General features: G+C 44.1%; 9 protein-coding genes and 2 tRNA genes. 9 read left to right on the top strand and 2 right to left on the bottom strand.

Annotated elements, in window-relative coordinates; translation table 11 throughout:
* Nucleotides 1–7: 7 nt before the first annotated feature.
* The 4 genes from Q4561_RS15130 to betI all read left to right on the top strand — a co-directional run bounded on the left by Q4561_RS15130 (nucleotide 8) and on the right by betI (nucleotide 5699).
* On the top strand, nucleotides 8–655 hold the full coding sequence (locus Q4561_RS15130) for a carbonic anhydrase (RefSeq protein WP_303461689.1): 648 nt from the start codon (nucleotides 8–10) through the stop codon (nucleotides 653–655).
* Between the two features lie 57 nt (nucleotides 656–712).
* Entirely contained in the window at nucleotides 713–2350 is a 1638-nt protein-coding gene (locus Q4561_RS15125; protein WP_303461687.1) for a SulP family inorganic anion transporter, read from the top strand.
* A gap of 283 nt (nucleotides 2351–2633) precedes the next feature.
* Entirely contained in the window at nucleotides 2634–5048 is a 2415-nt protein-coding gene (locus Q4561_RS15120; RefSeq protein ID WP_303461685.1) for a TonB-dependent receptor, read from the top strand.
* A 69-nt stretch (nucleotides 5049–5117) separates the two neighbouring features.
* Nucleotides 5118–5699 (top strand): transcriptional regulator BetI, encoded by a 582-nt coding sequence (gene betI / locus Q4561_RS15115; RefSeq protein WP_303461683.1) that lies wholly within the window; start codon nucleotides 5118–5120, stop codon nucleotides 5697–5699.
* 116 nt (nucleotides 5700–5815) lie between these two features.
* On the opposite strand, the gene Q4561_RS15110 is transcribed toward betI, so the two are convergent.
* Nucleotides 5816–7894, bottom strand: a complete 2079-nt coding sequence (locus Q4561_RS15110) for a M13 family metallopeptidase (protein ID WP_303461681.1) — start codon at nucleotides 7892–7894, stop codon at nucleotides 5816–5818.
* Nucleotides 7891–9165 carry a GNAT family N-acetyltransferase gene (locus Q4561_RS15105; RefSeq protein WP_303461678.1) on the bottom strand — a complete coding sequence of 425 codons (1275 nt, stop codon included), beginning with the start codon at nucleotides 9163–9165 and terminating at the stop codon, nucleotides 7891–7893. Before Q4561_RS15105 ends, Q4561_RS15110 begins: the two co-directional genes overlap by 4 nt.
* A 104-nt stretch (nucleotides 9166–9269) precedes the next feature.
* Here Q4561_RS15105 and Q4561_RS15100 point away from each other — a divergent pair, with 104 nt between their 5' ends.
* The 5 genes from Q4561_RS15100 to Q4561_RS15080 all read left to right on the top strand — a co-directional run bounded on the left by Q4561_RS15100 (nucleotide 9270) and on the right by Q4561_RS15080 (nucleotide 13361).
* Nucleotides 9270–9719, top strand: a complete 450-nt coding sequence (locus Q4561_RS15100) for a regulatory protein RecX (protein ID WP_303461676.1) — start codon at nucleotides 9270–9272, stop codon at nucleotides 9717–9719.
* Between the two features lie 231 nt (nucleotides 9720–9950).
* On the top strand, nucleotides 9951–12548 hold the full coding sequence (gene alaS, locus Q4561_RS15095) for an alanine--tRNA ligase (protein WP_303461674.1): 2598 nt from the start codon (nucleotides 9951–9953) through the stop codon (nucleotides 12546–12548).
* A gap of 133 nt (nucleotides 12549–12681) precedes the next feature.
* Nucleotides 12682–12873 (top strand): carbon storage regulator CsrA, encoded by a 192-nt coding sequence (csrA, locus tag Q4561_RS15090; protein WP_013785064.1) that lies wholly within the window; start codon nucleotides 12682–12684, stop codon nucleotides 12871–12873.
* A gap of 282 nt (nucleotides 12874–13155) precedes the next feature.
* Nucleotides 13156–13246, top strand: a tRNA-Ser gene (locus Q4561_RS15085).
* 41 nt (nucleotides 13247–13287) lie between these two features.
* Nucleotides 13288–13361 (top strand) — tRNA-Arg (locus Q4561_RS15080).
* Nucleotides 13362–13363: the final 2 nt, after the last annotated feature.

Here is a 13363-nt window from a genome sequence, read left to right as displayed (position 1 = left end):
GAAATTTATGGATCACGTAATTTCGGGTGTAGCTAAATTCCAGAAAGAAGTTTATCCAGGAAAAAAAGCGGCCTTCCAAAAGCTGGCGAATGGTCAGAACCCAGAAGTGCTTTTCATCACGTGTTCAGACTCTCGTATAGATCCTAACTTGGTGACGCAAACCGAGCCGGGCGAATTGTTTATCTGCCGTAACGCGGGCAACATTGTGCCTCCGCATAGTAACGAGACTGGCGGTATGACAGCCTCTATCGAATTCGCTGTTGCTGCACTAGGCGTGACACACATAGTTATTTGTGGTCATACAGATTGTGGTGCAATGAAGGGGGCGTTAAAACCAGAAGGGCTATCTTCACTCCCTCACGTTAAAGAGTGGTTAGGCCATTGTCGAGCCGCAACAGAAGTAGTTAAAGAGCGCAGTGGCTGTGCTGATTTAACCCACGATCACCTTGAAGATGTCACTAAAGAAAACGTAGTGCAGCAGATTCAGCACTTGCGTACTCATCCTGCTGTAGCAGCAAAAATAGCGAATAAACAAGTTACGCTGCATGGTTGGGTTTATAACATCGGTAGTGGTGAAGTGTTGTGCTACAACAGTGAATCTGGTGAATTTGAGGTAATGGATCAATCTCACGCAGAAGCGCAACTTGCTCGATAAGCGCTCGTGATATGAATTTACGATAAGAATTCATGATAAGAACTTAGGAAACGATTCATGTTGAAGTTGAATTTAAGTAATTTACGAGGTGATATTACCGGTGGTGTTACCGCCGGTATTGTTGCATTGCCTTTAGCACTTGCGCTAGGTGTAGCGTCAGGCCTTGGCCCTATGGCTGGTCTTTATGGTGCAATTGCGGTAGGTTTTTTTGCTGCCCTATTTGGTGGTACGCCGTCTCAAATATCTGGTCCTACTGGACCTATGGTTGTAGTGTTAGCTGGCTTATTTGCCAGCCTTTCAGGCGATGCTAGCTTAATTTTTACCGCTGTTATACTTGCCGGTATTTTCCAGATAATTTTCGGCTTCTTGAAAGTGGGAGAGTACATCCGCCTAGTGCCATATCCTGTTATATCGGGATTCATGTCAGGCATTGGTGCCATCATTATCATTCTACAATTGGGTCGACTGCTTGGACATGAGCCTCCAGGCGGCACAATTGGCGCGCTAAGTTACCTACCTACTGCCCTTGCAGATATTAATTTTGCTACTTTAGCTTTAGGTGTAGGTACATTAATTATTGCCTATAAATGGCCTGCGTCTTTAGGCAAGTATATCCCAGGTGCCTTAGCAGCACTTATCATTGGTACCCTAGTAAGTTTAGCGCTAACGGTTCCTATCCTAGGCCAAATCCCTACGGGTTTACCTAGTATTCATCTACCTGTGTTCGAACAACATACGGCATTACTTATTTTAGAAGCTGCGTTTATTTTGGCGGTACTGGGCGCAATCGATAGTTTGTTAACCTCGCTGGTTGCCGACAATATGACCCGTACCCGTCATGACAGTAACAAAGAATTAATAGGTCAGGGCATAGGTAATACTGTGGCAGGTCTTATTGGTGGTATTGCCGGTGCGGGTGCCACCATGCGTACTGTAGTAAATATTCGAAGCGGTGGTAAAGATCGTATTTCGGGTATGGTGCATGCGCTAGTATTGCTTGCCATTGTAATGGGGCTTAGCCCACTCGCCGCTAAAATTCCTCATGCAGTGTTAGCCGGTATTTTGGTAAAAGTTGGCCTAGATATTATCGACTGGAGCTACCTAAAACGTGCTCACAAAGGACCGCGTTGGGACTTCGGTTTAATGATTCTAGTACTAGCACTTACCGTATTTGTTGACCTCATTACTGCCGTGGGCGTAGGTGTAGTATTCGCAGCCCTTGCTTATGTACGTCAAGTTGCTCACTTGCAATTAGAAGAGTTACGTAAGATCCCTGAGTCACTTAACGATCCTAAAGAAAACGCATTACTAGAGTCGCTTAAAGGTAAGGTATCTCTGTTTAGTTTTGGTGGACCGCTAAGTTTTGGTGCAGCTGCCGACGTAGGGCATCATGTTCGAGACAATGTGAAATCAGGCTCAAAGGTGATGATTTTAGATTTTACCCGAGTTCCCACAGTAGATGTGTCTGCCGCGATGGCGGTTGAAACGGTTACCGTTGATGCCATTGCAGCAGGTAGGCAATTGGTTATCTGTGGTGCGAATACAGAGGTAAACGGCGTGCTTGAGAGCATTTGTGTTAACCACCCAGGTATTATTATTTACGATAACCTGCATGATGCTTTGCTCTACGCACAGGATAGGGTTAACGAAACACCCAATAAGCCAGCGAGCGCTGACACGGTATCCCAACCCTAAGTGATGTAGACTTTCACTTAGTTTATTTATAGCCCTTCTTATGAAGGGTTTTTTTTGGTCTTTTTCTAACGTTTTAATCCGAGTAGCTACTTGCTACAGCATCTTGTAGCTCTTCAACTTGACCTACTGGCGTTGCAATCTGCGGCAACTATTTATTACTTTTACATACCTAATGTCACCTTTTATTAATTGAATGTTCAATTTAACTTAACCTAACTGTCATATCCCCTTTTTAAGCTACTTGGGTGAAAAACACTCAACTCGCTAACAGGGAACAATAAACATGACACGTTACCATCTTATTGCACTAAGTGTGCTGGCCGGATTATCAGGCACATCAAATAGCCGCGCCGAAGCCATAGCCGAAGATAAATCTAATGAAATAGAAGAAATTACTGTTGTTGGCCGAAGCGTTTCATACGCTAATAATGCCGCTTCTGACGACATGCAAAAACAACAAGCAAATTTAAGCAGTGTACTGGCTGTGGTAGATAACTTACCCGGTGTATTAATTAATGAAGGTGATACTTTTGGTGCTGACGATTGGTCTACTTCTATTGTTATTCGTGGCTTTCAAGTTAACTTAAACGAACAGCAAATCGGTATGACAGTAGATGGTATTGCCAACGGAAATTCAAACTATGGCGGTGGCGCTAAAGCAAACCGTTATATCGATACTGAAAACCTACAAACTATCGAAGTATCCCAAGGTACGTCGGATATTGCCTCTCGCTCTCATGAAGCACTAGGCGGCACGCTAAACTTTACGACTATCAACCCGAGCGATGAAGAAGGCTTTGTAGCTAGCGTTACGGCGGGGGAGTTTGATGCTTCCAAATACTATGTGCGTTATGACACCGGCGAAATCTTAAAAGATACGTACGCGTGGATCAGTCTTTCTACGCAAGAAAGCAGCGATTTTATGGATCAAGTGGCAGAAAACACCCGTGATCATGTGGCGCTTAAAGTTACCTCAACGGTAGAAAACGTTGCGCTAACGGGATATGTCTCTTATGACGACACCCATGAAGAGAATTACCAACGTATTTACAGCTTAGAACAATATGCACAAAATCCTGACTGGGATCAGCTTACCAGTGAATGGACCGGTATTCCTTACCAAGACCAATCTTACCGTCGTGGCTGGTCTACCTTGCGCGAAAACCTACTGGCTTATTTAAAAGCTGAGTTTACGTTAGGCGCTGTTGATATTTCGGCAAGTGCCTATTATCACGAAAACGAAGGGCGTGGTGATTGGGTGCCACCGTATCTTGTTGACGTAAAAGATGACGGCACTGAGGGGCACTCAGAGTTGGTCAACGGAAACACGGTTTACGGTGGTAGTGCACTTGGTAATATCTATTTTGTAGACAGCGATGGCATGCAGCTTTCTCCTATTGCAGGTTGTGAAAGTTCAATCACTTTCCCTTATGGTGGTGCGGGCGCTGAGTACGACCCAAGCTGTCACGAACAAGGGGCAATTCCAGTTGGCTCGTACCGACATACACATTACAACAAAGAGCGCCTTGGGTTTAATGCAGACGGTATTTGGTACGCCAAGTTAGGCGAGTTCGATAATACCCTTCGCTTTGGGGTGTGGTGGGAAGATTATGAGCGTGATGAGTACCGAGATTGGCACAAAATCACCGATTCAGCGATTGGCTACGATTTTAATAACTCGCCTTACTGGGTACAATATGACCGCAGCTTCCCAGTCGATACGTTAATGTACTACGTGGAAGATGAAATTGATTTTGGTGTGGCCCGAGTGCGTCTAGGCGCTAAGCGTTTTAATGTTGATATTGCGAAGCATGATAATTTCGACAGCGTGAATAACCTTGATGTTAATTCTGATTCAGACACCCTATTTTCTGCTGGTTTTGTAGCGCCTATCGCAATCGATGGGTTGGAACTGTTCGCTGGCTATGGTGAAAACTTCGCATCAATAAAAGACGCACAACTTGAGCGCGACGATACGGACTTGCGCTTTATTGAACCAGAAACCGCTGAGAACATTGATGTAGGTCTTCGTTACTCAAGCGCTAAATTCAATGCCAATATCACCTATTACACCATTGAGTTTAATAACCGCATTCAATTTACCAGTAATGAAACCGCCAGCGGCATCGACTTTTTAGAAGCCGCTGCGGGTGGGTATCGTAATGTAGGTGGTATCGAATCTAGCGGTTTTGAAATGTCTGCTGACTTTGCCATTACCGATAACATTACAGTGTTTACGTCACTGACATTAAGTGAGTCAGAATACATTGAAACCATTGGTGGCACAGGTACCCAGTACGATTCACTCGCCAATGCCCAAGCTGCTATTGCTGATGCAACCGATGCTGAATCGTCGTTAGTGGCGGTGAAAGGGAATACGGTTATTGGTACACCAGATACCATGGCAGTTATCAGCCTAGATTGGAGTAAAAATAATTATTTTGCAGGTATATCGACAAAGTATGTCGACTCTCGTTTCATCGATATTTACAATACCGCTGAAGTAGATGATTATTTGGTTAGCGATCTTTATATTGGTGGATACATCAGCAATATAGGTCAAGGCATGGAAGAACTTGAAGTGCGCTTAACCGTAAATAACCTGCTAGATGAAGACTATGCGTCTACCATTGCCCCTAATGCATTTTGGATTGGTGCGCCACGCGCGGTCGCCATTAATGCACGTTTAACGTTTTAATTCACTGTAATTCAGGTCGCTGTAGCATAGGCATATGTTGCAGCGACTCATACGGTATGGAGCAGTTACATGCCTAAAGTAGGAATGGAGCCCATTCGAAAGCAGCAGCTAATAGACGCCGCCTTGGTGGTCATAGCAGAGCACGGGTTTCACAGCGCCACCATTAGTTTAATTAGCAAACAAGCGGGTCTTTCCAGCGGCATTATTAGCCATTATTTTGGTGATAAGCAGGGGTTAGTAGAAGCCGCTATGCGATATTTATTAGAAAAGCTAAAACTACAGGGTAGTTTTAGTAGCCATTTAGAGCGCTTAGACGCCATCATTGAAAGTAATTTTTCCGGTGAACAGCAAGAATCCTCAGCGACCAATACATGGCTGAATTTTTGGGCGTTATCACTGCATAATAAAGGTTTACATCGTCTTCAACGAATAAACCACAAACGGTTAGAAAGTAACTTAACTTATAGTTTTGCGAACCTTATTCCTCGGGAGCATGCCAAAGAGGCAGCTTTGTCTACAGCAGCTATGATAGATGGCTTTTGGCTGCGCAATGCCCTTGAAGGTGAAAAGCAAAACAATAAGGAAAATGTTATTAGGACGAGTAACGCGGTGAAGCGTTATGTGCGGTTACTGGTATCACAATACCAATAAAGGCCGAGTAAAATGAAACCCACACGGACAAGGCGTCCGCATGGGTTATTGATATCGAAAGTCCTTACTAAGCACTTATGAAAGCACTAATGTAAGTACTTACGTAAGCACTGGGATTACCAAATACGAACACGCTCTTCTGGTGGAAGATATAACGCATCGCCTGGTTGCACGTTAAAGGCTTCATACCATGCATCATGGTTACGTGGTGCTTGTGCACGGTAGCGACCAGGGGCATGAGTTCCGCCACGAAGCTGGTTCAGCATACTTTCTTCCGTACGTTTTTCACGCCATACTTGCGCCCATGCTAGGAAGAAGCGCTGATCGCCGGTTAGGCCATCAATTACCGGTGCTTCTTCGCCATTGAGGCTGAGTTTATAAGCGTGGTAAGCCATCGACAAACCACCTACATCTCCAATGTTCTCACCTAGGCTGTTACGGCCATTAACGAAATTACCTTCAATCGGCTCGTATTGATTGTACTGCTCTGCCAGCATATCGGTCTTTTTCTCAAACGCAGCACGATCTTCGTCAGTCCACCAGTTACGCTGAATACCGTTGGCATCAGACTTAGAACCCTGATCGTCAAAGCCGTGTCCCATTTCATGGCCAATCACCGCACCAATTGCACCATAGTTTACTGCGGCATCAGCATTAGGATCGAAAAACGGCGGCTGAAGGATTGCAGCTGGGAATACAATTTCATTAAATGAACTGTTGTAGTACGCATTAACCCGTTGTGGTGTCATACCCCAGCGTTGACGGTCCGTTTTCTCTAATTCTTTCTCAACTTTCTCCGCTTTAAAGAACTTACGTAAATTACGTACGTTTCCTAGCAAATCATCACTGCTAATCGTTAGGCCATCAAAAGACTGCCACTCGTCTGGGTAGCCAATTTTAGGGCTAAATGCCATAAGCTTTTCTTTCGCGTTAACCTTGGTATCTTCGCCCATCCAATCAAGGCTATCGATACGTTCACCTAGCGCCGTACGAAGGTTCTCAACAAGCTCTGCCATTTGTGCTTTCGAACTTTCAGGAAAGTACTCAGTTACGTAAATTTTACCAATAGCAAAACCTAACGATTCCGTACCCGCCATTTGGCTTACTGCACGTTTCCAGCGAGGGCGAGGTTCTTGTTGACCACTTAGCGTTGTGCCATAAAAATCAAAGTTGGCCAGATAAATATCTTCAGCAAGTAATCCGGCGTTGTTTTTGATTGTGTGGTAGGTCAGGTACGACTTCCAGTCATCAAGGCTGGTCTCATTGATGATATCAATCACATCTTTAATAGGCTGAGGCTGAGTAATATTCAGCTCTGGTGCTTTAAAACCGGTTTCAGCTAAAAAGGTATCCCAATCGAACTGTGGGTAAGCATCAGTCAATTCACTACGGGCAATTTGATTTAATGTCAGGTCACGATCACGGCGCTTTTCCCGAGGCCATTGAACGTTAGCGATTTCGGTTTCTAATTTTAGAATAGTTTTGGCTTTATCAGCGGCATCTTCAACCCCTGCAAAGTTCAGCATTTGCTCAATGTGAGCAAGGTAAGCCTCACGAATTTTTACGAATCTTTCGTGATCGCTTATGTAGTAGTCGCGATCAGGTAAACTTAGGCCGCCCACGCCAACGCTAAGCTGGTATTCATTCGGATCTAAGCGGTTGTACCACAAACCAGTATCAATAGGAGAGCTTGCGCCTGTTAGCCAGCTTTTACCAAATACTTCGGTTAAATCCTCTGTTGAGGCTATCGCATCAATTGACGACAATACATCTGAAATAGGCGCAATGCCTTTTGAGTCCAGCTTTTCAACGTCCATGTAAGAAACAAAAAAGTCGTGAACAAGCTGCTCGTCAGCGTTCAAGTCTTCTTTTTCCATTAGGCCATCGATAATGTTTTTAACTTGCTCTTCACTGCGGTCGGCAAGCGCAGAAAAGGCGCCGTAACGGGTTTTATCTGCTGGAAGTTCATAATTGTCGTACCAATTACCGCCAGCGTACATGAAGAAGTCGTCGCCAGGTTTAACCGCTTCGTTTCTAGCAGATAAATCTACGCCAAATGAGCCGAGTTCAGCCTGACCCTGTTCTTCTTCCATGGCCATTTTGTCAGCGGCTTGTTGTTTATTTTGTTCTGGCTGACCACAGCCTGCTAAGCCAAGGGATGCTGCTATGGCTAGCGCGAGTATTTTATGTTTCATATCGTTTTCTCATTATGATTATCTACCGCTAACAGTGGGTTAGGGGTGTTTGTCGTTTTAAGGCTAGGTGTAATGTCGTTATTAAAAGGTAAAACATCTTGGGCCTGATTGAAATATGCCACAATATGTTCTGATTCTTGCTGTAAAAATGACGCTACAGCATCATGAAAGGGGGCCGAAAACAACTGATGTTGCGATTGGCAGTAAATAGGTTCGAAGCCACGAAGTATTTTATGTTCACCCTGAGTACCAGGGTTAAACAGTGGTAATCCTTTTTCTATGGCAAAGGCAATACCTTCAAAATAGCAGCACGCAAAATGCAACCCGCTCACTTCTTCTAGTGCGCCCCAATATCTTCCATATAAGCCAGTTTTATCGAAAAAGAACAATGCACTGGCTATGGGAGTCTCATTTTTGTAAGCCGTGACAATAAGCATGTTGTTGGCCATGGTGTCACGCAACTGACGGAAAAATGCTTCGTTTAAATAGCCCGTATGTCCACTACGTTTTAAATACGTTGCTTGATAGCACTGCAAGAAAAAGTCGAGAACCTCATCGGTGATGTCACTACCGGTTAAATGGCGATAGTGAATACCTTGTTCAACCAATTTTCGCTGGGTTTTTTTCATGTCTCGTCGTTTGCGTGACGTTAGCGCATTTAAAAAACTGTCGAAACTGGTGTATTGGTAGTTGTGCCATTGAAATTGAACGGCGTAGCGTGTGAGCAGCTCTGAATGGTTACCGAGTAATTTTTGGGTGCGTGCATTAGTAAATAGCCAATGACAGGAAGAGACGGTTTCTTCGCCCATGGATTGCACTGTGTTTGAAACAAGGGTTAATAGCGCTTCATCAAACGACGTATCTTCACGGGTTAAGATTCGCGAACCGGTCACGGGGGTAAACGGAATAGCAGCAACCCACTTAGGATAATAAGGAATACCGTGCTGGTGGTAGGCATTTGCCCATGAATGATCAAACACGTACTCGCCGTAACTGTGTGTCTTTAAATAGCCGGGAATAATGGCTATTACCGTGCTTTCAACTGACGCTGAGAGTGTCTCTTCGTTAATCGATGCTTGGTCATTAATCGGCACTTGCTCAATCAAAAGGTGCTGCGGTATCCAGCCAGACGCTTCATCGCAGCATGCACTTTGTTCTAGCGCATTTAAAAAGTCGTAACGTAAGAAAGGGCCTTCGCCTTCTGCAAGCGCATCCCATGTAGCTTGGGGAATATCCGCCACCGCATTAACTACTTTTACCTTATATTCCATGCTCACGTTTACTTTATTCACTTTCGTTCAACGACGCTAAAGATTACCATTAATAATAATATAACGAGATTGAAAAGTATTTTAAGAAGGTTTCGATTAATAAAATGTCAGAATTTGACAGAAAATTCATTACCGACGCGATTACCCGCATGCTTGCACGACGAGAGCATAGCTTTTCAGAAGTTTGCCGTAAGCTTTCCCAAAAAGGCATTGAAAGTGAGGCTTTTATGCCCGTATTGGAAGCATTCCGAGAAGCTGATATACAAAGTGACGAGCGATTTGCTGAAAGTCGCGCCCGTGCTTTGTACATTAAGGGCTCTGGTCCTAGAAAAATTAAACTCGATTTGCAGCAATACGGCGTTGATGAAATTGCGGCTGAGCGTGCCCTTGATGAAATAGAGCCTGATTGGTTCGAAAAAGCGAAATGGGTGAAAGATAAAAAGTTCGGACCGTTACAAGAAACCGATTTTAAGCTACTGATGAAGCAAAAGCAGTTTCTTCAATATCGTGGTTTCTATAGTGAACACATCGAATTTGCCGTCAAGGGTGAATAAAAAACGCATAAAATTCATTTATGCCCTTTATAACGGGTATAAAAGGGCTTATTTATACTGCTAGAGCAGGCTATGGGCTTAACAAAAAAGCGCTAACCATGGTATTGTTGCGCACATCCGTGCGAGGGTATGAAATGCATAAACACCTAGGTGGTTAATAGAACGATTAATCGGTCTGTGGCATCAATCCCGCACATTCTCATTCAATGTATTAAGGAAGTTAGGTTTTCAATGACATTATCAACTGCTGACTTACGCCAAAAGTTTAAAGATTATTTCAAGAGTCATGGTCACCAGCCTGTGGCTAGCTCGTCTCTAGTACCAGCAGATGATCCAACCCTTCTTTTTACTAACGCGGGAATGAACCAGTTTAAAGACACCTTTTTAGGTGCTGAAAAACGCAGTTATACCCGCGCGGTTTCTTCTCAGCGCTGCGTTCGTGCTGGTGGTAAGCATAACGATTTAGAAAACGTTGGTTATACCGCCCGTCACCATACATTCTTCGAAATGCTAGGTAACTTCAGCTTTGGTGATTACTTCAAAAAAGAAGCGATTGAGTTTGCGTGGAATTTCTTAACATCTGAAATTGGCCTTCCAAAAGAAAAGCTACTGGTTACCGTTTATTCAGAAGACGATGAAGCTTTCGATATTTGGGAAAACCACATTGGTGTACCTAAAGAAAAGATTATTCGCATCAGTACATCAGATAACTTCTGGTCTATGGGTGACACAGGGCCATGCGGTCCGTGTTCAGAAATATTTTATGACCATGGCGCGCATATTTGGGGCGGTCCTCCAGGAACACCAGAAGAAGATGGCGATCGTTTCATCGAAATCTGGAACCTGGTATTCATGCAATACAACAAGCAAGCCGACGGTACTATGGAGCCGTTGCCTAAGCCATCTATCGATACCGGCATGGGGCTTGAGCGTATTTCAGCTATTTTGCAAAACGTGCACAGTAACTACGAAATTGATTTGTTCCAAAATCTGATTCAAGCGGCGGCCACAATTGTTGGCAGCGAAGATTTAGAGAATAAATCTTTACGGGTTATTGCCGATCATATTCGTTCTTGTAGCTTCTTGATTTGTGATGGTGTGATGCCATCTAACGAAGGCCGAGGCTATGTGCTCCGTCGTATTATTCGACGTGCAGTGCGTCATGGTTACCAGTTAGGTGCCAGCGATATTTTCTTCTATAAACTGGCTTCAGCACTAAGCAGAGAAATGGGCGAAGCTTACCCAGAGCTTGTAGACCAACTACCGGTAGTTGAAAAAGTACTACGAGTAGAAGAAGAGCAGTTTAGTAAAACCCTAGCCCGCGGTATGGCAATGCTAAACGACACGCTAGAAACCCTTGAAGGTGACACTATTCCAGGTGATGTAGTGTTTAAGCTTTATGACACTTACGGCTTCCCAACTGATTTAACCAACGATGTTGCTCGTGAACACGATCTTAAAATCGACGTGAAAGGCTTCGAAAGTGCTATGCAGGCGCAGCGCGCACGAGCACAACAAGCCAGCAACTTTGGTGCCGATTACAACAATACGCTTGCGGTTGACCATGCTACATCTTTCACTGGCTACAGTGATGTTGAAGGCGAAGCAAACATTGTAGAGCTTATTGCAGACAACGCCTTTTGTGAGCGTTTAGAAGACGGTCAAGAAGGGGTAGTGGTATTAGATCAAACCCCTTTCTACGCTGAAAGCGGTGGTCAGTCTGGTGACAAAGGTGTACTGCGTGTTGCGAATGGCGAGTTTATCGTTACTGATACCCAAAAAATGGGTAATGCTTTCGCTCACAAAGGAAAAGTAAAAGGCACCATTACAAAAGGTGATCGTGTTACTTCTGCTATCGATAACTCAAACCGTGATGCTGTGAAGAAAAATCACAGTGCGACTCACTTACTTCACGCAGCCCTTCGTGAAACCCTAGGTGACCACGTTACTCAGAAAGGCTCGTTAGTAGAAGCGCAGCGTATGCGTTTTGATTTTTCTCACTTTGAAGCCGTAACGCAAGCACAACTTATTCAAGTTGAACGTAGAGTTAACGAAGAAATTCGTGCTAACCACGCGTTAAAAACTGAACTGATGGACTTAGATGAAGCCAAAGCTTCAGGTGCGATGGCGTTATTCGGTGAAAAGTACGACGAGAAAGTACGTGTAGTGACTATGGGGCCTTTCTCTATAGAGCTATGTGGTGGAACTCACGTAAACCGTACGGGTGATATTGGTTTATTCAAAATTACCAGCGAAGCGGGCATAGCATCTGGCGTACGCCGTATTGAAGCGATTACCGGTGAGCACGCTCTGCATTATGTTCAAGATCAGCAAGCCACGCTGACAGAATTGTCTAGTTTGTTAAAAACTGACACGCAAAACTTGGTTGAACGAGTAATTGCAGTACAAACTCATACTAAAGAACTAGAGAAATCACTCACTTCTGCCACACAAAAACTGGCGAGTCAGCAAGGTGCTGATATGCTTAGTAATGCAATTGAAATAAAGGGTGTGAAAGTACTCATAGCTAAGTTGGAAGGTGTTGAAGCGAAATCTCTACGTTCAATGATGGATGATATTAAAAACCGAATTGGCGAAGGTATCGTAGTACTTGGTGTAGCAAGTGAAGATAAGGTCAATCTTATCACTGGCGTGACTAAAAACCTTACCGGTAAAGTGAAAGCAGGTGAACTGGTGAACTTTATCGCTGCGCAAGTTGGCGGAAAGGGTGGTGGTCGCCCAGATATGGCTCAAGCAGGTGGCGATAAGCCAGAGTGTCTGGGTACAGCGTTAGATTCAGTTAACGCTTGGTTGGAAGATAAGCTATAATCGAATCTGAGACTTGCAGTGAGTTTTTGAAGTGACACAGAAACATGGAATCACTGTTGCTACTGTCGGGTCGTGCCGATAAGTGGCGGAGTAATTAAGGAAATGTTCAGTATTAAGGAACAGGAGCAAGCGAATGCTTATTTTGACTCGTCGAGTTGGTGAAACACTAATGGTTGGTGATGATGTAACTGTCACTGTTCTAGGTGTAAAAGGGAATCAGGTCCGAATTGGTGTGAATGCACCGAAAGAAGTTTCTGTGCACCGTGAAGAGATTTACATGAGAATTCAAGCTGAGAAAGGTGGACAACCTGGAACGGCTGAGTAATCACTCTCTGCACAAAAATCGGTCAGCTTATGCTGGCCTTTTTTGTTTTTAGGGCTTTTTTTAAATTAATTTCAAAAAATTTAGATATTTTTCAATATTTATTAAAAATGTTCATTTTGCACTAAGACGTGCATTCTTAAATTAACCCGCTAAAATTTGGTTATAACCTAACCAAAACACAGGTTTTTTGTACGAATCGTACAAAATGACAGCGAGTAAACATTTTTATCTAAAAAAGGTTTGACTCCGGCCAGTGAATCCGTAAAATGCGGCACCACTTAAGGAGAGGTGGGTGAGTGGCTGAAACCAGTTCCCTGCTAAGGAACCATACCTAATACTGGTATCGAGGGTTCGAATCCCTCCCTCTCCGCCATTGTTCGTTGATGGTGTGACGGTCAACAAAAGTTTTATTGCGCGTGTGTAGCTCAGCTGGATAGAGTACCTGGCTACGAACCAGGCGGTCGGAGGTTCGAATCCTTCCACACGCGCC

It is taken from the genome of Alteromonas sp. 1_MG-2023 (genome assembly GCF_030547075.1).
GTDB lineage: Bacteria > Pseudomonadota > Gammaproteobacteria > Enterobacterales > Alteromonadaceae > Alteromonas.
The sequence above is the reverse complement of the archived record's forward strand: the minus strand, read 5'-3'. Positions and strand labels throughout refer to the sequence as shown.

Excerpts from the sequence above, each read along its gene's own strand:
- Q4561_RS15130 (WP_303461689.1), top strand. The coding sequence starts at position 8 with ATGGATCACGTAATTTCGGGTGTAGCTAAATTCCAGAAAGAAGTTTAT.
- Q4561_RS15125 (WP_303461687.1), top strand. The coding sequence starts at position 713 with ATGTTGAAGTTGAATTTAAGTAATTTACGAGGTGATATTACCGGTGGT.
- Q4561_RS15120 (WP_303461685.1), top strand. The coding sequence starts at position 2,634 with ATGACACGTTACCATCTTATTGCACTAAGTGTGCTGGCCGGATTATCA.
- betI (WP_303461683.1), top strand. The coding sequence starts at position 5,118 with ATGCCTAAAGTAGGAATGGAGCCCATTCGAAAGCAGCAGCTAATAGAC.
- Q4561_RS15110 (WP_303461681.1), bottom strand. The coding sequence starts at position 7,894 with ATGAAACATAAAATACTCGCGCTAGCCATAGCAGCATCCCTTGGCTTA.
- Q4561_RS15105 (WP_303461678.1), bottom strand. The coding sequence starts at position 9,165 with ATGGAATATAAGGTAAAAGTAGTTAATGCGGTGGCGGATATTCCCCAA.
- Q4561_RS15100 (WP_303461676.1), top strand. The coding sequence starts at position 9,270 with ATGTCAGAATTTGACAGAAAATTCATTACCGACGCGATTACCCGCATG.
- alaS (WP_303461674.1), top strand. The coding sequence starts at position 9,951 with ATGACATTATCAACTGCTGACTTACGCCAAAAGTTTAAAGATTATTTC.
- csrA (WP_013785064.1), top strand. The coding sequence starts at position 12,682 with ATGCTTATTTTGACTCGTCGAGTTGGTGAAACACTAATGGTTGGTGAT.